The organism is Pseudomonas sp. P42 (assembly GCF_017973755.1).
GTDB classification, from domain to species: domain Bacteria; phylum Pseudomonadota; class Gammaproteobacteria; order Pseudomonadales; family Pseudomonadaceae; genus Aquipseudomonas; species Aquipseudomonas iridis.
In genome coordinates this window covers 376,113-396,294 of the sequence record NZ_JACOPU010000006.1, presented here as the reverse complement: position 1 = coordinate 396,294, position 20,182 = coordinate 376,113, and the positions used below count along the sequence as shown (strand labels likewise).

Below are 20,182 nucleotides of genomic sequence, written 5' to 3'. Positions count from 1 at the left end.
GAGTCACATGGCGCACTCCTCAGCGAAGGGATAGACTGAATGGCTAGAATGAGCGCATAGCGAGATCAAAATGATCTCGTTATCGGACGATAACGATCCTAAGATAAGCTTGCAACTGAGGTTTTATACAGTGGGTTTGCGAGAAGAACTTCCGCAGCTGTCACAGAAGCAGCGCGATCGACTGGCTTTCATCGAGCTGCAGGCTTGGTTTTGTGGCGCGGTGTCGCGACAGGACATTGTTCAGCGCTTCGAGCTGCAGACGGCTGCATCTACCCGTGACCTAGCGCTCTATCGGCGCTTGGCACCGGACAATCTGGTGTTTGACAGCCGCACCAAGGCCTACACCCCGGCCGAAAATTTCACACCGATATTTGAGTTCACCTCCGAGCAGGTGCTGACGTGGGTTAGTCGAGGCTTCGGCGATGCTGAGCCGTCGACGTGGACGCCTGGCATACCGTGCTTGGCTCAACCGCAGCTCGCCAAGCCTCGACTAGACATCCTTGCTTCCATCTGCAGGGGCATTAAGCAGGGGCACGCCGTCGCGATTGACTATGAGTCCATGCGCGAGAAAAGCCAGCGTGAGCTTGTGCCGTATGCGCTTTTCGACAATGGGCAAAGGTGGCATGTGCGCGGGTATGACCGTAAGAGCGGTCAATTCAGAGATTTTGCGATCACTCGCATCACTGGCGTGAGTACTGTCCACGGCCCAATCCTCGCTGACGAGTTAATGGATGAAGATGATCAGTGGAACCACCGAGTTGAGCTGGAGCTTGTCCCCCACCCCAAACTGGCAAGGCCTGAGACTGCACTGCTCGACTTCGATATGGACGAAAGCGCTACCCTGCGAATCCGGCTTCGTTCAGCGGTAGTGGGCTACGCTTTGCGCCAGTGGTCAGTCGACTGCAGTCCTGATTACTCGCTTGACCCACTGGAGTTTCGCCTCTGGCTGAAAAATCCTGGGGCTCTGTATGGCGTTCATAACCTTGAGTTGGCCCCGGGCTATCCGCGCACCGACCATCGGTGACAGGGGGAGTTGGATGCATCCGATCTGTAATCGATGTTTTGATTACCTGGTTGAGAACGGCCGGCAGCTGCGGATCCGCATGACTAATGCAAGTCCAAAGGCGACCGGTATCGTCGATTGTCTCTCCGAGCGCTGCGCTTCAGGCTAAGTGGCCTAGCCGATCTTACCCGCCTGGCGCAGCAAGTGGTCTCCCTCCTCCAATCCTTGTTTAACAACCCCTGGCGAGATGCGCGCGCAAGGGCACTGAAGTCAAAAATGTTGGGCGCTTCCCGGCCCACCCCGGAGCGCCTAGAAATCCAGTTAGATCCGAAAGCGCTTGATAAGCGTAGCGAGTTCGACTGCCAGCAACCGCTCGTTATCACGATTCAGCCTGGTCAACTCATCCTGTTTCAGCGCCAAGGTTTCCTGAAGCTTGCGCTGCTCTACTTGGGATTCATGGAGCTGGGACTCATGTCGGCGTTGATCCTGATCCCGCTGTTCCTTCAAGGACTCCCGGTAGTGCTCCAAGGCGCCACGCGCATGAATATGCTTCTCCTCGAGGGATTGGATCTGTTTATCCCTGTCACAGACCAAAGCTTCAAGGTCAGTACAGCGCTGGCTGATCCCGGCGTTGCGTGTCAGCTCGGCATGAAGCGAAGACTGCGTGGTTTGAAGGTCAGCTGTTTGGGTCTCGATGGCTTCTTGCTGAGTATCCAGTTGCCGACGTGCAGAGGTCAGCTCAGATTGCAGGCTATCCATGAAGAGGCAAGCTGTTCCTCTTACGACCTCTCAATCCGAGCTAGCAAGTATCCTCCTACGCACAGCTGCTCAACCAACCAGGAAGCGTCCTCCACTCTGAACGTGAATACCCTATCTTCGATGCCCAAGATTGGGACGAATAGCAAGTCGTTCACCCCTAGGAAAAGCTGAAAATAGCTTTGCGAATCTGGATAGCGAAACGATCCAGATGCTCCAAAAAACATTCCGTCCAAGTCGTACCCGTGGTTGCACAACCAATCCTGCTGTGTGGACTGAGTACGAGACAGAATCAGTTGGTGAAATAGCTTACCAAAATCCAATTTCTGCGGATTAGGGATACCAGTGAGGATTGCGCTCCGTTGATAGAGCGTTTTTACCAGGGTCGACAGCCCATCAGCTAGCTCCCCGCATTGCTGAGCAGTGAAGTCATATTCAGACCCGTCTAGAACGAGCCTGACGTGGCTATTTGCGAGTTCAACAGATGCCTCGAACCACCTAGCTTCGTCACCGTCACCGTCACCGTCACCGTCACCGTCACCGTCATTTTCATGAGATAAAAATGCGCGCTCGGCCCTGAATCTAACAATTTCTGCAGAATCATGCTCTTTCAACATTGCCCACTCAGCCCTTTCCCGTGAAATACAAACTTAAACGGATTTTTTCGAGCAAAACTTTAGCGCTGCGCAAAATTACTTTCCAGGCAGATGTCTTTTTAATCCCGCCACTCAAGTTTCGAATTTCGCCTCCGTTTAAATAGTCATGCGACATATTTTCTGAGGAATATCGAGACCATGAGTACAAAACTGCCGCCGAACAGATTCTTCACGTTCAAGGATGGTTCGCCCGAGGGTGAGTTGGACGAAGTTAGGCTCGCCATCTTCACTCGGCCCGGCATTGCCGAGGGTGAAGTCATAGGCGATGACAACAGCTACGCAGTTCTCCTAGATACAGAGTCCAATGGCGTAATTTCTATCAAAATCGATGAGTCGCGCTTTAGGTTCACGCCTCAGCAGGCGACGGCGCTAGCCTCAGCACTTACTGACCTCTCGAGAAATGACGGATGAGTTCCCGCCTCTGCTCTGTGCAATCGGCTCTGTGAGACCTTCATGATGGAGGGTGATCATTACGGGCCGGAAACCGTGTAAATCCTTGCTGAGGAGATAGCGATTGGGGGGTTACCGGCTTGGCTTTGTGCGTGCCCCTGCGGGGATGGCTGTCGTGAACCGAGCCTGGCGGAGCCAAGTCTCGACCCTGCCGGGCTTCCATCCTCACGCCTCCAGCCGTATCGGCTTGCGCGCTCCGCTTGCTGTTCAATCGGTTGAGCATCGTCTTTTATTGTCACGGATCTCGAAACCGCACCGACGTCGCGGGGCTAAAGTTTTTGCCTCGAAGGGCGCCAACTTTTAAGCACTTTCTTCCTCGGCCTGGAAAACCTCGATGAGCTTCTGGTTGTAGTCATCCAGATAGCTCTGAAGCCCGTCCCGGTCGATCAGCCGGACGCCTGCTGTGCTGGCCAGCTCTTTAGCTGATTTCGTGTAGTAGGAGTTCGTGACTACCATGGCCTCGTCGCACCCATAAAAGGCTTTTGCGGAGATGGCTTGCTGCACAGCCGCATTGCCTACGGAGCCCGAGTAGTTCTTTGCCTGGATCACCATGTTTTTGCCGAAGCGGCTGACGAAAAGATCAGCGCCTTGGTCAGCCGTCTTCTTGGTCTCTTTAACGTCGTATCCAATGGTTTGGAATATCTCAACCAGGAAGGCTTCAAACTGAAATCCGTCCATAGCGTCCACTAGGTACATGGTGATGAACTGGTTTGGATTGAAATGCTCCAGCTGAGATCCCAGGCGCTCGACGAGAATATCGAAATAAATCTCCTCGCAAAGGCTCAGGCCATTACGGAAAACCTGTATCGGGAGGAGTGGAACACCAGATGTAGAAGCCGCCTGGGGATTGAATTGAACATTGGGGAAAGCAACGTCATTTTCCCACAGGTAGTAATAGAACAAAGCCAAGTCAGACCTGAACGTCGTTCCTGCCTCTTCAATCCAAGAACGTAAGGTGTCGGCAAGATCAGTTCGAATGTGGCGGGTCAGCTCTCTGGAGAACCCCCTATAGTCAGAGTTGAAAGCTGTGGTCTGCAGCAGCTTGTCCAAGAGAGATGGAAGCCCTTCAAGCTCGTCAAAGCCTTTGCGAATCAGGACTTCTCTGAACAATTCCCTTTCGCTGTACACACCATCCAATCGCGGCCCGGGTACGCCCGCGTCATCGCTGCTACCTGCGCTTTCACGAGTTGTGTGAATGAAGTTCGTGAAGTATGGCTGCTTCAGCTCCGCGTACTTTCTCAGGACGTTATTCAAAAGATCGTTGAGCTGAGCTTGCTCCTTCTTCTTCCCGAAGAAGTCCTGAATCAAACCTTTGGATCTGTATTGAAAGTCGGGATAAAACGAAGGATCCAGCGGCGTAAGGTGTCGCAACGTGAGCTCTGATGACGGCGAGACCTGAGAGCCCATGCACCACGGGCATGCGATCTCGAAGGTAGTCCTGTTGCATCCGTTGCATTGGTAAATCATCGCGTCTATCCCTTTCATGAGTCGTCACGCGGCTAGCGCGTAATCACGCTTGCGACAATATCTGAGTGCCATTTGCACGTCCACGCGTTCGCGTCCGGTTAGCGCCTGTTTGCGTCGGCACAAAAAAACTTCCTATACGGCTCAAGGTTTCTTGAAACGAACCGTTTTTCATATCTATGACATCCAGAGAAACCGGTTTTGAACCTACCAACGATCGCATTTGCACGCTCCTTGAAAGGCGCCGTGCCGTTTGCCAAGACCATGCAGGGTCATCATCGTCAACGCAGGGCGTGGGAGCGCTTGGTCAGCTACATCGCGTCCTCTGACTCCCCTTCCGACTTTGACAGAGCTGCAGCCTTCGCTGAGGGCTATGCGCAAGCGCTGGTCGACGGTGAGCAGATCGAAATCTCAACAGAGCGTGACTTACTGATCATCTCAATCGTTGATGAGTGGCGGCGTCATTTCAACCGTACCAATGGTTCGTCCACCTTCAGCACTCCCCTCCCCCAAGGACATTCATGACTTCCAAATTTCAGCGCTACGCGGATGACGAAATCTCAGATCCAAGCCTCCGAATGCCTCGTCAAATTTTGGCAACCAGCACCAACCAATATCCGATTGATATCCTCGTTTCTCGCTGGGAAAAACACTTGGTCGAGCCATCTGCGGCTCAAGAGAAGTACCCTTGGGCTGCGGGCTTCGTAATGGGCATTCCAGTTCCGTCTTGGCATCGCCCAGTAGTCTGGAATCTGGGGCAAAAGGCTCGGTTCATCGTTTCTGCGTGGTCTGGAGGTGATCTTGGAAGCTATCTCACTAATGAGTGGTGTGATTCGGGTGCGGGGCGAGCAATGGCTGAGAGCAGCGATATTTTGATCGATGGCTTGCAGCGGTTGCATAGCCTTGAGGAGTACCTTCTTGATCGCTTGGCAGTACCGGATGCTCAAGGGCAGCCGCGGGTTTGGTCTGAGATTGGCAACGGCGAACGGAGGCGGTTCTTGTCGACCGTCTTCACGCACGCGCATGTAGCATCTGATGACGAAGTGCTGTTGCGAAAAACTTATGATCTTTACGCCATGGGTGTAGCTCCTCGTACGAACGAACAGCGTGCGGTTCGATAACCTAAATTTTACTTTTCGGGCATGCCCCTCTGGGGATGACTGTCGTAAACCAAGCCTCGTCTATCGACGGGTCTTGGCCCTGCGGGCTTCCATCCTCATGCCTTCGACCTTCCTGGTCTGCGCGCTCCGCTTGCATGATGACCTGAGTCACTTCTCGGCTTGGACATTAACCGCAGCTCCCACATACTGCTTCCATCCAATCAGTGGTGGAGTTATCCCGATGTCGTGGTCATTTTGGAAAGATAAACGTCCTGAATGGATTCAGGCAGAGGAACGAGCGTTCATAAAGGCTGTGAACAGCTTGAGAACGCTGCAGACAACTCCGCGGGGCGGCATGAGAATCGACCCTGAAGAGCTCAGAGACCAGATACTTGCATCACGAGAACGGTACAAAGGGCTGGTGAAAAGATAGCGGTGCCGGAGCAATTTCCTAGGAAGCTGTTGCTGCAAGGGATTAGCACTAGACTCCTTCCTGCGTCCTATGGGAGGGGCAATTTCAGGAGATCAGATGCGCATACTCATCAAATATCAAGATGGTGAAGGCTGCATTACCGAACGGGAAATCTCGGATCTGCAAAAGGAAAACGATATTCTCATTGGCGCGTTTTGCCACACCCGTGGTGAGTGGCGATCATTTAATGTAAATCGAATAATTCATGCGGTAGCTCAAGACACGGGAGAGTTGATTAACCCGTATAGGCTTGTGCAAGAGATGCGTGACGAGCAGTCTCTCGACTCGCTGACCTGGAAGTACCGACAGGCTATCAAGTCGGTGAAGTTTTTCTGTCTCACCACTCGAGGATTCGGTAAGCGCGAGCGCCCTCGGATCGTCGATTTCGTCAAAGTCCTAGTGGATACGTCACAGCACTCCGAAGAAGATATCACCGAGTGGGTTAACAACCTGTGGTGCGCAGACCTTTATCGATACCGCGACGGTGACGTTGATGAGTACAGAGGGCTGCTAGAGCAAATCCCTTACTCACTGCTCGACCAATGTCGGGAGTGCGCGCTGAAGATAATCGTAGGATCAGGCGGAAAATCCGAAAACCCCGACTGGTTGCAAAGAATTGATGAAGAATTCAGCTCTCACCCCGTAGTGCGAAACCCGACCAATCCCGGGGTTTGACCATGATCGGAGGAATGAATAATGAAGCTTTTACGGGACGCACGAACCCTTAAGATCAAAGCTGTCAGTTCCCTTCGCATCGGGATGCAGTCCTTCAATAGCTTTGACGACGATGGCCGTATCACTACCGTATTGCTCCACCTTCAGCACGCATGTGAAATGCTGCTCAAAGCAGTCCTTGTTCAGAACAAGGCCAAAGTATTCGATAAGGTTACAGGGCGCTCAATTTCGTTCGACAAAAGCCTTGGGCTTTGCATTGCCCACTATGGTCTGACTCAAGAAGAAGCCGGTGTGATGCGCGCAGTGGATAGTCTGCGTGATGCTGCCCAGCATTGGTCAGTGATCGTTGCCGAAGACTTGCTATACCTCAACACTAGGGCATTGATAACTGCATTCGATGCGTACCTGCTCCGGGCATTAGAGATTAGCCTAATTGATCACATTCCGGCTCGCGTGCTGCCAGTGTCGACTATGCCGCCAGGTGATTTTGAGTTTTTAGTGGACAGGGAATACAACCTGATTAGGGATTTGTTGGAACCTGGAAGACGTCAACGTGATGAAGCACGTGGCCGTATAAGGTCAATGCTGGCCATGGAATCCATCGCGGTGGAAGAAGTAGAAGTATCCGAACGCGATATTGATCGGGTTGAAAAGGCAGTGCGTTGCGGCCAGGGCATAAATGAAGTCTTCCCTCGTCTTTCGATGGTGGGCACTCGTACTGACGGCGAAGGCGTGAACTTGGTCGTTCATTTCACGAAAAAAGTAGGTGCGCCTGTACGGTATATCGGCGGAGATGACCCAGCAGAGGCTGCGGCAGTGCGTGAGTTAGATCTACAGAAAAAATTTCATCTTGGAGCAGCCGATCTCGCGAAGAAAGTAGGGCTTTCCCAACCTAAAGCTAAAGCGCTACGAGCACATCTGGGCATAGACGAGGATGTGAAGTGCCGTAACGTATTCGAATTTGGATCGACCCGTATTCCCCAGTTTTCGGACAACGCTTTTACACTGATGCGCGATGCCTTAGCTAATCTGGACATCGAAGAAATCTGGCGGGCACGGAAGCGCTAGTCTAAAAAACCACCTCTCAGAGTTATCTATCCGCTCTATCTAGCAGGCCCATTGGTTGCGACCGCAAACACCTCCATTTTCCTACCGCGTGCTCGCATGTGAAGCACTGTCTAAACAGGCGCATGACAACAATTTCTAGTGATTCGTATGTACATGATCGGGCTTATCAAAAGGTTCGTGATCCAGAAAACCTGCAGATTGGAGAGCGCGCCAGAGCCCATGCTGAGGCAGGCTACCTGTTGCCATAACCCTTGCAATAAACGCCGAGGGCATCGAAAGGGAGGCTAGGAAAGCCTCCAAGACTTGGCCGTGACTCCTGGTACTCTACCGCACCCGACTCTGTAGCTCCCCGCAGGCCTTGAACAACGCCTCGCTTAGCCAGGCTGCATCAGCTTTCGTGAATGAGTAGCCCATGAAGGGAAAAATTAACTCGTACCCCCCATCTTGGATAGTAGCGACCACAATTGATGTCGTGCCAGAAGATGAATCCTCAAAAAAATCTCCGCTCGCGTCTTCAACATCGATTTCGTCAAACGCTGCGTACTGCATGCCGCGCATTCCGGCAAGGCTGCGAATTTTGAACAGGCCATTTGGCCGTTTTTTGACTTCGACTTGGTAGCCATCATCGTCGACAGAAATAGCCAGTGCTTCTTTCACACATTCTGCGATTTCTTGAGCGACTTCGAGGGTGACACTGCAACTCACAATGTCCATCTCGATCATGATCCGCGCCGACGGTAGCACTTCGATTGCGCATTTGTATTTCTCGTCAAAATCTAGGCCGCGCCAGCAGTCGAACTCTCTACAAAGACGAAAATAAGAAGATGCTTTTGAAGTCGGATGAAGCTTCATTGAAACGCCTTTTATGTATGCTCTTGTAAGTACAAACGGATGCGTTTCGAAAAACTTGAGATACTTTCTAAAGATATTTATCGATGGCAGAGCGATGAGCTTCCAGGTGCTGAATCTCCTGCGTCCAGAGATGGACGAATTTCTCCAAGTCGTGAAGATAAGGCCCCGCTCCGAGTCGAGTCGAACCGATACTCGCTTGTAGAAATCGTTCCCGCCACGGTTCTGGAATGCTCCCTTCACGAACAATTTGGAGGCCGCTCGAGCGAGGTTCGATAACCACAAGGTCGCGAAGATCCTCTAGTTTCGCCACATCTCTCAGCAACCTGTCGGCTTCATCCTGGTGTGCGATTTCGTCTAGCATAGACACGACTGGAGTGGCCTTGGGATCGCCTGGCAGAAGATCAGATAGCGCCCACAAAGCTTTCCTCCTGACCTTCTCTCGCTCACGCAGATTCTGATCAACAGCACCGCTAGACATTAGGTTCTCCTCCGTAATGCGGACACCCTGACCTCTGCTTAAGAGGTCGCGGGCTTCGTTGGCTGAGCTATTTCAATGTGACCGCCGGCCAAATCCGCCAGCGCCGGAGAGTTGCTCCTCCACGAACTCAATTGACGAGCTCAGCTCGTGCTGTATTTCTTCAAAGACTGAGTCTAGCTCGGGATAAGCACCTGACTTTCTAAGCTCCGCTACTAACCGCGAAAGCTCCCTGCCTTTGGTCATCGGCATTTGAACATTGCAGTACACCGTGTCTTTGTCATCACGACTCATAAGTACTCCAAACTAGGAAGCTGAAGCCCTGATGTTGGTATGTACCGGTGCTGCAATCAAGCCTCGTTGGGAGCGCTATGTCTTACGATCCGAATGCAGCAGTGGATCGGCGATTGATTGAAGTTATTTTTTTGTGCGCGCCCTGCCAGGGATGGCTGTCGTAAACCAAGCCATCCGCCAGGGCGGTGTCTTGGCCCAAAGGGCTTCCATCCTCGCGCCTCGGCCTCTCGGCCTGCGCGCTCCGCTTGCCACCACACTCACAGCTGATTTGTGGTGTCACAGCCCGTGAAGAATTTGATACTTCTCTTCGCCTATCCTTGGTAAAACTTGCTCTGGTTTCTACTCAGCCTTTGAGGAGTCGCAAATGGATGAAACTAAACGGGTAAAAGGGAGGGCTTACCAATCCGCTCGAGATCCTGAGCGGGTGCTGATCGAAGAGCGAGCCGAGGCGCTATCAGCGGCCGGCTACCCGCTGCCTGAGGATGACCCGGCGATGTACGCTGAGCAAAGACTGCGCGAGGCTAGAGAGGCGGCGCGAAAATCCCAACCTTGTCTGGTGAGCGAAGTCACTCCAATCGACATACAGTGATTGGCTCCACATGGCTAAAATGCGCAACCACGCTCAAAAAGACTGGCTGATTAGGAACGTGTTCATGACGCTCAAAGATGCTTTTGCTGCCGTGCTAAAAGCGATGCGCGCGGGCAAAGGATTGACCCAGAAAAATCTTGCGGAAGTCAGCAGTCGAACATACGTTTCGAAACTAGAGCGCGCCCAGTCAAGCCCCACGCTGGAGATGATAACGGCTTTGAGCGGCCCGCTCAGAGTAAGTCCTATGACCCTGGTCGCCATTACTCTTTGCGCTGAGTCGGGAGAGTCCGTTGACGCTTTGCTGCGTCGCACCCAAGAGGAACTGGCGAGCCTAGGCCATGAGGGAGTTCTCAAAAACCCGGCGATTTCGTCGTGTGATGAGTTGCCTGCGCGACGTCTCTCTCCAAAGCCCACAAGTCATCGCTCAGTGACGAAGTCCCAGCAAGTCGAATTCTGTTTCGCTGAATAAACGCTTTTCATTGCTGCGTAAGCAGACGGCTGACACGGCTGCGGTTGTGGCAAACCTTTAAGGATCCAAGAGGTCGAGTGATGCGTAATTTCGATCTTGACCTGAGTAGGGTTACCTATGAGCACTTCATCACCGGCAAGGCAGCCATAAATTTCCCGAGGCCTCACGCCACTTCGGGCGGGTGGCACTACCTAGCATATTGGAACAGCAAGGTCGGAGAGGCGAAGGTGTCGCTTGCTGGTATCCACTACCCCGACACGAGATTTTGCTTTGGTGACACGGGTATCTTGAACGCTACCGATGAACTAGAACTGCGGGGGTGGAAGATCGATCGCCAGATCTATATGGCTGACCATTTCCGCGCGACGGGGGATATGGTTCTCAAATGGGTGTTCAGCCGTTCAGAGTTTTGCAATGTCGAGCTGTCCGAGTGGTTTCCGGACGATGATGATTTAGATGCCATGGTCGGAATGCTCGGAGGTGCCATCAACAAGCTGGAAAACGTTCAAGGTGATCGTCTCAGTCGATGGCTTGGGTCGCAGCTCCTGTAAGATGAGTAGGAGCCTTGTCGATTTGCTTAGGGACACGGCATCACCCCTCACTCCTCCGCCCGTTAGCTCGTCAGGTCGCCATGATCAATACACAACTGCAGCAGATTCTTCCCCAGGTGATCGAAGTTGTGGAGCGGGCGGGTGTGTTATTGGCAGAGGAATGTGTCCGTCCGGAAGGCCGCAGGGGTTATGGTGATAAAGCTCAAATCGACGTCGAAATTGAGGTGCTTCTCCGTGAGGAGTTGCTGAAAATTTTGCAATGCGATTGGTGGGGTGAAGAGACCGGCCATGTTCTTTCCGGATATCCTTTCTGTTGGGTCGTTGATCCCAATGATGGCACTAGCGATTTTTTGAGTGGCCTCACAGGCTCTGCGGTATCTGTTGGGCTGCTCCATGACGGCAAACCTGTTCTTGGAGTAGTGCACGCGCCTGTTACGCCGTCCGGAATCTCTGACTGCATTGCCTGGGCAAAGGGTATGGATCATCTGCTCAGAAATAATGATCGCATTTTTGTCGACCTCTCTAATCAAAAGCTTTCCGCGACTGCCACTGTGATGGTGAGCGCTGCAGCTAATGACAAGCCCGATATCAATAACCAGCTATGCGCGCCGGCAGAGTTTTACGCCATGCCATCCATTGCATATCGGCTCGCTAAAGTTGCTGCAGGCGATGGTGTTTGTGGTATCTCGCTATACCCTGTTAGCGCTCATGATGTCGTGGCTGGCCATGCGCTGTTGAGTGGTGCCAAGGGGGTGCTGGTTGGCGAAGATGGAACACCTATTCAATACACAACTGACGCCACCATGGCGAAGGTATCTGGACGCGTTTTCGGTGGTGCACCAAATGCATGCAGCGAACTCAATAAACGGCACTGGAACAGGGTGTTTGAGTAATGCACGAATGCATGCAAAATTCAGTCAGACGGTTTATTCCAGCAGACCGGCGTTTGGTACGCCGTTCGGGCCAGCTGTCGTGAATCAAGCCAGCCATTTTCAATGGCTATCTTGCCCCTCCGGGCTTCCATCTTCGTGCCTTTGCGCTCCGCTTGCCTGATGTGATAGTCCTTACAGCACCTCAGTCCCAGCTACTGCGCTTGGTGCTTTGTCGTACCGTCCTCCGCACCATCTCTTGCTCGCGCATCGTAAAGATCAGCCAGAAGCAATTCAAAGTGCGCATCACCCATCCGCTTGAACGGTAATTGCCCACAGTCCTAACGCAAAGAGATCAGGGGTGTCCTTATTCGCTTGCCGCAGCGTGCTGTCATCTTCATCACTGCAAATTTGGGCATCAACTGTCGCAACAATCTTGCTCCTAGCATTGACTCGACCGCATCGACAATGAAGCCGGATGGCAGTAAAACAGCGCTGGTGACTTTATTCCAGCGCCAATGCATCTAGAGGATACACAGCTTCGCCACACTACTAACTTGATGGCAAAAAAGCTTCGCCATAAAGTGCCATTTTCTAAGTTGCCACCCTACAAAAGCACGCGAACAGGCCCGGTATGACCTGTTCGACTAGCCGACCTTAGGCGTATTCGACTAATGCCTTAACATTGCCATCTTCGAACTTCAGCGATTCACACCAAGGGCCGATGGTATGAAGCGCTTCCACTGGCGACCATTCGTTGTTCGAAACGTAGCTGATATGAAGCAGATCTCTCGCCCGAGTCATTGCCACATAAAGTTTCGCGACATCTCCCGCTTCCGTAGCCTCCTGCGGGCGGGCGTTTGAGACAGCCTCGGAGACATTGGCAAGGAATACCGTACCAAACTCGAAACCCTTGGCGCTTTCCACTGTAGAAACCCGAACACCGGGGGAATCGATGGAAAAGTTACCTTTGACGTCAACACACGGTATGCCAAGTTCCTGCATGGCCTGGATCGCTTGGGTTCGAAACGGTTTCGATCTGGAAATCACGCATACATCGTCAAGCGCCTGCTCACCGTGAATTTCCCTGATCTTAATGATGGCTGACACGACATAATCAAGCTCGTCTGCTTTCGACTTACACCGGACAAGACCAGGGCGCTCCCCTCGTCGGACGGCAAAATCAGGAGCCAGTGGCTTCTGCTGAGAATCCTCGTCAATGTCCGAGAACTCGTAATTGATGATCAAGGCATAGGCGGCCTGAAGGATTTCCTTGGTATTCCGGTAGTTTTTCTTGAATACGCTAGCGCGGTAGAGGTTGATACCAAGAGTCTTCAGTGAAAAACCACGTTTGTAGATGGTTTGTGCGCCGTCGCCGACGAGGAAGAGGCCATCTGGTGCCGTTTTGAGCAATTCTCCTGCAGGTGTCCGGATCAGCGACAGCATATAGATTTCGTTCTGGCTAAGATCTTGAACCTCGTCAGCCAAGACAGCACGCCAACGCTTACTGCTTTTGTCGCCTTGGGTATCCAGCAGAGTGACGGCTTCCTGCAGCATGCCCTCAAAGTCCGGTGCACCGGACTCGGTAATGTATTGCTCATAAGCCTGAAGGGCTTGCATAACCTGTTTACGCGCTGTTTCCCCCAGCGCTTTGCCTCGACCGATACGGCGGAACGAAGACGTCGCATAAGTTGAATATTGTGCCGGCAGTAAACGGGTTCGAATGTAGCTCAGCTCTTCTCTCAGGAAATGCTTGAGATCATGAGGCAAAAGCCTGCCTAGCGCATGCGTACCGCTGCTGAATTCAGGTACTGACTTAATGACTGCGGCCATCGCACCTTCAGCATAAGATTCAACTGGCCTGCGGGTTACAGCAGGATTCAGGTCTTGGACAACATCACGAGCTAGCCCCTGAATTGTCGCAACATGAATCAGCGCCCGCTCTGGCCCACACAACGCGGTGACTAGAGACGTGAGCAGCTTGCGCATGCTTTCAGTCAGGGTTACTACCAATACTGGCTCCCCGTATTTATTAGCCAGAAACTGGGCCCGGTGCACTAATACACACGTTTTCCCGCTTCCAGAAACACCTCTCAGGCGTGACGGGCCTGCAAGGTCAGCGTGCGCGATTTTCCGCTGATCAGGGTGTAGGTAAAGCATCCACTCTTCCCGATCGGAAGGGTCGGGCATCCCCTCTTCTTCTTTCCAGGTGTAGAAGGTTTCAGCGTTGATAGGCGAATTAACGGCTTCGAGAAGCTCAGCTGTTGACGCTTCGTGGGCTTGACTTGCATCCAGATGCAACCGTTGGCGAGCACCTTCGATGTCACTATGATCAGCCATGGACAGTAAATCGAGGGCCAGCAGTGCAGACTCAGTGTCTGACTGCTCTTCGATTCTTGTGATGATGCTGTCTGAAGATTCTCCCCAGTCGCCCTTCGTGACGCCCAGAAGGATTTGGGATATCTCTAGGCCTAATGTCGAACCCTTGAAGTCATCTGCGGTGAAGGTCGACAGCAGCGGCTCATCCAGGACGTGATCGGGGGTGTCGATCGACAGATCTATGAGGGGTGGCCTGCGCGGCTCATAAGGACTGGAAACCTGAATGAAATCGATTTTACCGTCGGAGTCCTTGCGCACCCATTTGTATCCCCGGTGCATAGCCAGCCAAGTGTCGGAATCCGTATGCGATCCGACAAACAGCATGATCAGAAAGTCTTCTGAATCCACCTTGTTCCGCTGAAGAACCAGGCGATAGCCGTCACCAAGGTCGTACTTTTCACAGTCGAGCCGTGATTCACCGTGCTGAGTGCGCTCAAGCCGGATCTGGTCATTGAGGTTTGCTTGGGTGCAAGCGGCTTCCGCGCGTTGGGCCACCTGTTTGCCTATTCGGTCAGCCTTGCTGAGATCTTTTAGCATTTTCCTAAATGAGCGCGGGATGATGACTTGGGGCATATTCTTCCTTGATGTGTTGAGGTGGATGTCAAATCGCCCGGTGTCTTAGCATAAGGCGTCAGGCTGCCATCATGGCATATTGAAATCACCCGTTCGAGATATATGAGTACAGACCTGCTCTAGTCATTGAATAAGCCGAATCTGGTAAACCTGTCAGAATGGCCCCTACGCGAATAAAGCCTAAATTTGCGCCGAAAGCGACTCTGTGGGTCGTGTGAACTCTAAAATTCAAGCCAATCGAACTTCGACTTCTCCCCCTGCTACGCTTGTCACGTTCACGGAGTGAATCTCCATGTCAAATGCAGGTTTGTTCCCCTCGCTACTATTAAAAGCCTATCAAAACTAGCTTACCCCTGAGGCCGCACGGAACTCACGCGGTGGGCCAAGCAGCAAAGAACAGCGGAAGTCTCAAGCAACGTGCGGGGTGCGTTGGACGCGATCTACAACAACGAAGAGTTCATCAAAATGAGAGTGGGCCTCTATTGGTGTCTCGCCTGAATCTACAGGGTACGGACGGACAAGCTCATCGAAGATCGCCTGAGTAGCTGTAAGGCGCTTAGCAATGATGGTCGCCGCTGTCTCATTGAAAGCTGGATCTGGGCCATTGCCCCAAAACTATTGTTTGAGGTGGGAATAAATCTGAAGGTGCTTACTGTCAAACCCACCTATGTACTCGTTTATGTCATTCGGATACCGGCCACACTCGTATTGGTGGAGAACGAAATCCTGCCTGCGCGCAGTTGCGTAGGTATCGTCGAGCAAAAGGTTTTTGTGCAATTCATAGGGGGACTGTAGTGCTGCCGAATGCGCCAACCTCAATACCTCAACAGATTCACTCTCTACGAAAATGGTCGACCCTGCACAGAACTCATAGAAATCATCCATCTAACGTGGCAGCCCCACCGCGTGCTCTTGTTAACGAGTGGTTGTAGCTACCCTTAAACAAGGATGGCACATAGCTATTTTTTCGAAAAAAAAGGTGTCTTTTGGAATCAAAAAGTAGCCGCGACTGACGTCGCAAAGGTGCGATCAGCATACACAACACTGGCTTCGCCGCCCTCCATCAAGCATTCCAACGCAGAGAAACCGGCAAACAGAAGCCAAAAGATGAAAAGCACAAGGAGCGCAAACCAATAGAGCAACATCAAGGCAATCGGGTCGATTGCCCCACAGCTCAAGGCAGGCCGAAAAAAAAGGGGGACTTTTGGAGAACGTCGCTTTTTGTTTGTTTTCAAATATAAGGTCTCCGGTTTGAAATTTTACTTTCAAGGGGACGCGGAAAATATATTTTCGGTTTGTGTGGCGAAAGCGTCTTGAAGAACCATTTTGCGAAGTCTAGAGCAGTAAATCAGGCGCCGAAAAGCCGCTGAAGCAGCTGCTCCGTCTGCGTTCCACTGTACCTTGCTTTCAGCTCATCAAGCTTGGCGCCTCTGCGCTCGCCAGTAAGTAAGCTAAGCCCGTGCAACGCGTTAATGAGCCTCTCAGATTCGGCGTCCTCATATCTCATGGTGATCCACGATGAGTTTGCCTGCTTGGCCAACGCTTCAGCCTTTTGGCTAAGGCTCTGTGACTCAATCAATCTGTTGCCATTCACTTCTGTCTTAAGCTGACTGATGACATTCTCGAGCTCCTGCAGCTGCTCTGAAATGCGCTCCGCGCTATCAAGCGACACAGGACGCCCATCAACATAGATAATGTCTTCTTGGACACAGTAGATTGCCAAAGGGCCGTCCCCTCCTCCAGTGCAGTCAAGCGCGAGAAAATTCCCCAGTCTCAGCGGTTTCGGAATCCACGTATGTCCCGAGCAAACTCTCCAGATGCCTGGAACGCCGTCACGATAATGCTTGATGATCCGTTCCCTGCCCCACAGAGCGATCTCTTCAATCTGAGCATTGTCTAGGCTCCCAACGAACTCTTGCCAAGAAATCCCTGCCGGCACATCGGCGTGAACGACACCGACTAGGCCACGTGCGCACTGAATTTCTATGGCGGTGGGAAACTGTTCCAGCTTCTCGATCACCATTCCTTTCGACTCATCGGCGATCGTTGCCCACCATCCCGCGCCGTGGGAGCTGTAACGTGCTTGTGGGGTTTCACGGTAAGCGTTTATCAGCATCTGCTCGTGATTGCCTTGGACACAAAAGAACCAAGGTTCGCCGAGCAGCTTTAGGCCATCCAGCATCCCGGGCCCACGGTCGATCAGATCACCGACAGCGATGACCCGATCAATCGCACTGTCAAAGCCGAGTGCACGAAGCCCCTTGTGGAGCTCGATGGTTTTGAAGTGGATATCACCGACTACAAAGTCTCGGCCTAGGTCATTCATGGGGAGTCTTAAAAGTGCCTGCTTCATCTAGGATCGTTACTCCGGAGCAATGACCGAGGGATCTACTGAGCAGCTCCATTGTACTCATTCGTCGGGCTCATGATTGAACGCCGGCGAGCCTACCCTGCGCCGTTTGTGCCTGCGCAGAGATGAACTAGGCTCTGAGCATCACTTTCAAGGAGGAGTTTCATGTCCGATAACTGGAACTACAAGATCGCTACGGCTGACTCTCTGACATTGCTGCTGCACAACCAGCACGCACTGGGTGCCGCAATTGAAGAAATAACCAAGTGGCTCTCAGAAAATGGCGTCGGAGATGTCGCTGGTCATGCTATGTCGGCCATGGAAGCGTTGGATGCAAATGCCCAAGCCATCACAGATTCCATTTTGAGGATTCGACAATCGTAGACGTTGCCCCTCTCCTCGCGCCAATCGCGTCGTTGCAAACCAGATTGATAGATAAGGAAGTAGATCCCCACACGGAGTGAGGTGTCAGCTCCTGCATCAGATCCCAGGAATGCATCGAACGTAGGCGCCACATATCCACCCCTTGATAGTTCAAGCTTCGAAAAAAGCACGACAGGCTTTCATCAAAGCAGTTGCGTCGGTTAAAGCTCGGTGGTGCTTGATTGTAGGCAGTAGGCGATAAATATCGCTAGCAGCCTTCCGGCCCACAAATACCTCCAACGGCTTCAACTCGAAGGTGGGCATCAGATCTGCCGCTTCGTAGAGGGCGTCGAGCCAAAAGCCGTCTTGCGGTGAATCGCTGCAAAGCACCTGCCCTGAAAATAGCTTATTCATATTTCTCGCCACAGCGTCTGGGGTATCACCTTCCTGAAGCAAATGATCCTGAGTGAGACCATGCATGTCTTGCGCATCGAACGACCAGTGCGTCCAGTACCGGACTGGCTTGATAAGCGAGCTGAAGGAGGTCTCACTCGACACGACAGCAACTTCGATAGGATAGCTGTCAGGCGCTATTCCAGAGGCTTCAAAATCAATAAAAAACGAAGGCCGTTCCACCCTGCTGCTCCTGCTTGAAGGCTGAGATTTTCAGCGGCTCCACCGACTGCTTGTGTGTTTGCGCCGCCATCGCTCGAGCGAGCCGCTCTAGCTGGTAGGAGCCTGTGCAGCTCGGTGATTTTTCAGATGCTGCATCTCACGCTCCCATTCAGTCAGAAATTTATCCCAGTCTGCGGCGTAGGGCCCCTCAGGAATCCTGGTTGATCCGATGCTCGCTTGCAGAAAGCGTTCTCGCCAGGGCTGCGGAATAGTCCGCTCCAAGATGATGTCGATTCCGGAGTTATGACGCATCATCGAGACAGAGTTACGAACCTCAGGGAGCTCAAGTAGCCTATCGCTACAGGGGGTGTCGTTTCGCTCTTGGTCGTGGAGATCATCAAGGATGGCAAGGAAGTCGGATGCGTTGGGATCACCAGGACGGAGGCATGCAAGGGCCCACAGAGTCCTTCGCCTAGCGCCCTCAAGCTGACGGAGTTCATCGTGGGTCATTTCAGCCGCATCCTTGTTGATTTGATATCGGGCAGTAGCTATGGCGTGCCGCCTGCGGCGGGAGGCTGGCGAGAACTGAGCCACGGCTGCGCCGCGTCTCAGCCCGATGGGCGCTCATCCTGCACGCCTGCGCGCTCCGCTTGCCTGATACTCGCATGGAAAGGAAAGTCTGGCGCAGCGAGACCGGAGCCGGGGCAGGTGTAACCGTGCCCTACGTACAGGATTATTACTTATGGAGCTTACTGAAGCGACTCGATAGCACTGCAGCTTCGGTAGTTTCCCAAGCTTCAGGATCAGACGTAGCGTTAAACATCACCCATGCCCTCCACAGGAAAAAGGCGGCAACCAAGCTCGACTCAATTACTGCAAATACCGTAGTGGTATACATATAATCTGAATTTTCTCCAAATAAGAAAAGCACTGGAAATATCGAAGCTATCCAGCCGGCGACGAAAGTTAAGCAAAATGCGATGACCGCAGTGACCATCAGAAAAAGCGGGACTTGATATCTATACTGGGTAGCAAATGATTTCTCGCCGTTCTGCTTCGCTAGGCCGTACAAGATGCCTGTGTTTTTTTCCTTGTCATTACTTCTTTTAAAAAGCCCATACAAAGTTACACTCTCGCCGGCTTCTAACTCTTCGTAAAGCTTATTCGACACTTGCAAATTTGGGATAACTGCACCGTCAATGCTGACTTTAGCTTTATGTCCGCCGTTCATTCGATCAACAGATCGAACGTAGTCAACTTTTCCTGAAACTTTCACGCAATCGAACTTCATCACTCACTATCCCTGACTTCGCTTAAAAAGTGGATCTGGTTTTTGCCAAGACGTCGCTCAGTGACGAATGCAGGCGGGCTTACGCAGGCTATAAACGGAGGACTTGATGAGCGCGTCTCCCATCGAGACGCCCTTGACCGTGTCTTAGGTGCTGCTCTCATGACCAATCCATCACCAATCCAGACATCGCGCCGCTATGATCAAACGACTGCTTGGCAAACCATATGTCACGATAATATCACTATGGTCTGTTTATCGAAACATGCTCCCCGTGGCTCTATCCTCGCTTTTGGGGATCCGACTCATGAATCTGAAGGAAGCGCTGGCGGGGGCATTACGCGGAGCCCGTGCACACCAAGGGTTGAGTTACGAGGATCTGGCGGGAGCAACGCATAGAACGAATGTAGGGAAGCTTGAACAGGCCAGGACGACGCCGACGCTGGAGAAACTGGACGAGATCGCTGACTACTTAGGCCTCGACCTTTTGACTATGGTCACTCTCGCCATTGCTGCGCAGGGTAAAGAACGTCCTTCAGAAGCTTTGCAACGTACTGCCTTGCGAATCAGGGAATTCGAGATGTCTGGTGGGTGGCAGTTGGTAGAGGAGCAATTCCGTGATGGAAAGCTCATCAAGCGCTCCCAGGGAAAGCCTAAGCAGCCGCTTAATGCGGATTACGTTCGAGCTCTGAAAGCGCAGGGTTTCGACAGAAAAACAATCGCTGAAAAGCTCGGCATTGCCAGAAGCACAGTCCAAAAATATTGGAATACATAAGCCTGCAGAACATCAGCAATCCTGCAATCTAAGCAAATCGCGGTTTATGGCGCGCCCTATCGGGTCGGTTGTCGTAAACCATGCCATGGCTGACGC

Annotated in this window: 21 protein-coding genes and 1 pseudogene; 12 read left to right on the top strand and 10 right to left on the bottom strand. The window is 52.4% G+C overall.

The window, feature by feature from the left end; translation table 11 throughout:
- The first annotated feature begins 70 nt into the window (after positions 1-70).
- The gene (locus H8B20_RS21250; RefSeq protein ID WP_210624491.1) at positions 71-1,024 is read left to right on the top strand and encodes a WYL domain-containing protein; all 954 of its coding nucleotides are present in this window, start codon (positions 71-73) and stop codon (positions 1,022-1,024) included.
- A gap of 342 nt (positions 1,025-1,366) precedes the next feature.
- Here the strand turns inward: H8B20_RS21250 and H8B20_RS21245 are convergent.
- Positions 1,367-1,756, bottom strand: a pseudogene (locus tag H8B20_RS21245) (DNA-binding protein); the annotation flags it as partial.
- Positions 1,757-1,782: 26 nt separating this feature from the next.
- Positions 1,783-2,376 (bottom strand): hypothetical protein, encoded by a 594-nt coding sequence (locus H8B20_RS21240; protein ID WP_210624490.1) that lies wholly within the window; start codon positions 2,374-2,376, stop codon positions 1,783-1,785.
- Between the two features lie 177 nt (positions 2,377-2,553).
- Between H8B20_RS21240 and H8B20_RS21235 the strand changes: the two genes are divergently transcribed.
- Positions 2,554-2,826: a hypothetical protein gene (locus H8B20_RS21235; RefSeq protein WP_210624489.1), complete on the top strand. Its 273-nt coding sequence runs from the start codon at positions 2,554-2,556 to the stop codon at positions 2,824-2,826.
- A gap of 339 nt (positions 2,827-3,165) precedes the next feature.
- On the opposite strand, the gene H8B20_RS21230 is transcribed toward H8B20_RS21235, so the two are convergent.
- Complete coding sequence (locus H8B20_RS21230) at positions 3,166-4,332, bottom strand: restriction endonuclease (RefSeq protein ID WP_210624635.1); 1,167 nt, start codon at positions 4,330-4,332, stop codon at positions 3,166-3,168.
- A 198-nt stretch (positions 4,333-4,530) separates the two neighbouring features.
- On the opposite strand from H8B20_RS21230, the gene H8B20_RS21225 reads away from it, so the two are divergent.
- The 4 genes from H8B20_RS21225 to H8B20_RS21210 all read left to right on the top strand — a co-directional run bounded on the left by H8B20_RS21225 (position 4,531) and on the right by H8B20_RS21210 (position 7,644).
- Complete coding sequence (locus H8B20_RS21225; RefSeq protein ID WP_210624488.1) at positions 4,531-4,854, top strand: hypothetical protein; 324 nt, start codon at positions 4,531-4,533, stop codon at positions 4,852-4,854.
- On the top strand, positions 4,851-5,450 hold the full coding sequence (locus H8B20_RS21220; protein ID WP_210624487.1) for a hypothetical protein: 600 nt from the start codon (positions 4,851-4,853) through the stop codon (positions 5,448-5,450). The genes H8B20_RS21225 and H8B20_RS21220 overlap by 4 nt, the downstream gene beginning before the upstream one ends.
- 508 nt (positions 5,451-5,958) lie before the next feature.
- A complete protein-coding gene (locus H8B20_RS21215) occupies positions 5,959-6,576 on the top strand; it encodes a hypothetical protein (RefSeq protein ID WP_210624486.1) in 618 nt (205 codons plus the stop codon).
- Between the two features lie 18 nt (positions 6,577-6,594).
- Positions 6,595-7,644, top strand: coding sequence for a hypothetical protein (locus H8B20_RS21210; RefSeq protein ID WP_342345719.1), 1,050 nt, complete (start codon positions 6,595-6,597; stop codon positions 7,642-7,644).
- A 324-nt stretch (positions 7,645-7,968) separates the two neighbouring features.
- On the opposite strand, the gene H8B20_RS21205 is transcribed toward H8B20_RS21210, so the two are convergent.
- The 3 genes from H8B20_RS21205 to H8B20_RS21195 all read right to left on the bottom strand — a co-directional run bounded on the left by H8B20_RS21205 (position 7,969) and on the right by H8B20_RS21195 (position 9,265).
- On the bottom strand, positions 7,969-8,496 hold the full coding sequence (locus H8B20_RS21205) for a hypothetical protein (protein WP_210624484.1): 528 nt from the start codon (positions 8,494-8,496) through the stop codon (positions 7,969-7,971).
- Between the two features lie 67 nt (positions 8,497-8,563).
- Entirely contained in the window at positions 8,564-8,974 is a 411-nt protein-coding gene (locus H8B20_RS21200; protein ID WP_210624483.1) for a hypothetical protein, read from the bottom strand.
- Positions 8,975-9,046: 72 nt separating this feature from the next.
- The gene (locus tag H8B20_RS21195; RefSeq protein WP_210624482.1) at positions 9,047-9,265 is read right to left on the bottom strand and encodes a hypothetical protein; all 219 of its coding nucleotides are present in this window, start codon (positions 9,263-9,265) and stop codon (positions 9,047-9,049) included.
- 364 nt (positions 9,266-9,629) lie between these two features.
- On the opposite strand from H8B20_RS21195, the gene H8B20_RS21190 reads away from it, so the two are divergent.
- The 4 genes from H8B20_RS21190 to H8B20_RS21175 all read left to right on the top strand — a co-directional run bounded on the left by H8B20_RS21190 (position 9,630) and on the right by H8B20_RS21175 (position 11,767).
- Positions 9,630-9,854, top strand: coding sequence for a hypothetical protein (locus tag H8B20_RS21190; RefSeq protein ID WP_228732731.1), 225 nt, complete (start codon positions 9,630-9,632; stop codon positions 9,852-9,854).
- Between the two features lie 10 nt (positions 9,855-9,864).
- The gene (locus H8B20_RS21185) at positions 9,865-10,323 is read left to right on the top strand and encodes a helix-turn-helix domain-containing protein (protein WP_228732730.1); all 459 of its coding nucleotides are present in this window, start codon (positions 9,865-9,867) and stop codon (positions 10,321-10,323) included.
- An 80-nt stretch (positions 10,324-10,403) separates the two neighbouring features.
- Complete coding sequence (locus H8B20_RS21180) at positions 10,404-10,874, top strand: hypothetical protein (RefSeq protein ID WP_210624481.1); 471 nt, start codon at positions 10,404-10,406, stop codon at positions 10,872-10,874.
- An 80-nt stretch (positions 10,875-10,954) separates the two neighbouring features.
- Complete coding sequence (locus H8B20_RS21175; protein ID WP_210624480.1) at positions 10,955-11,767, top strand: inositol monophosphatase family protein; 813 nt, start codon at positions 10,955-10,957, stop codon at positions 11,765-11,767.
- A 633-nt stretch (positions 11,768-12,400) separates the two neighbouring features.
- Here the strand turns inward: H8B20_RS21175 and H8B20_RS21170 are convergent.
- Positions 12,401-14,695, bottom strand: a complete 2,295-nt coding sequence (locus tag H8B20_RS21170; RefSeq protein ID WP_210624479.1) for a 3'-5' exonuclease — start codon at positions 14,693-14,695, stop codon at positions 12,401-12,403.
- Positions 14,696-16,043: 1,348 nt separating this feature from the next.
- Positions 16,044-17,048 carry a metallophosphoesterase gene (locus tag H8B20_RS21165; RefSeq protein ID WP_210624478.1) on the bottom strand — a complete coding sequence of 335 codons (1,005 nt, stop codon included), beginning with the start codon at positions 17,046-17,048 and terminating at the stop codon, positions 16,044-16,046.
- Between the two features lie 162 nt (positions 17,049-17,210).
- On the opposite strand from H8B20_RS21165, the gene H8B20_RS21160 reads away from it, so the two are divergent.
- Entirely contained in the window at positions 17,211-17,429 is a 219-nt protein-coding gene (locus H8B20_RS21160) for a hypothetical protein (RefSeq protein ID WP_210624477.1), read from the top strand.
- 150 nt (positions 17,430-17,579) lie between these two features.
- On the opposite strand, the gene H8B20_RS21155 is transcribed toward H8B20_RS21160, so the two are convergent.
- Together H8B20_RS21155 and H8B20_RS21150 are read right to left on the bottom strand one after the other, a co-directional pair.
- Positions 17,580-18,044 carry a 3'-5' exonuclease family protein gene (locus tag H8B20_RS21155; protein WP_210624476.1) on the bottom strand — a complete coding sequence of 155 codons (465 nt, stop codon included), beginning with the start codon at positions 18,042-18,044 and terminating at the stop codon, positions 17,580-17,582.
- A gap of 715 nt (positions 18,045-18,759) precedes the next feature.
- Positions 18,760-19,314: a hypothetical protein gene (locus H8B20_RS21150; RefSeq protein ID WP_215729431.1), complete on the bottom strand. Its 555-nt coding sequence runs from the start codon at positions 19,312-19,314 to the stop codon at positions 18,760-18,762.
- A 304-nt stretch (positions 19,315-19,618) separates the two neighbouring features.
- On the opposite strand from H8B20_RS21150, the gene H8B20_RS21145 reads away from it, so the two are divergent.
- The gene (locus tag H8B20_RS21145) at positions 19,619-20,086 is read left to right on the top strand and encodes a helix-turn-helix domain-containing protein (protein ID WP_210624475.1); all 468 of its coding nucleotides are present in this window, start codon (positions 19,619-19,621) and stop codon (positions 20,084-20,086) included.
- Positions 20,087-20,182: the final 96 nt, after the last annotated feature.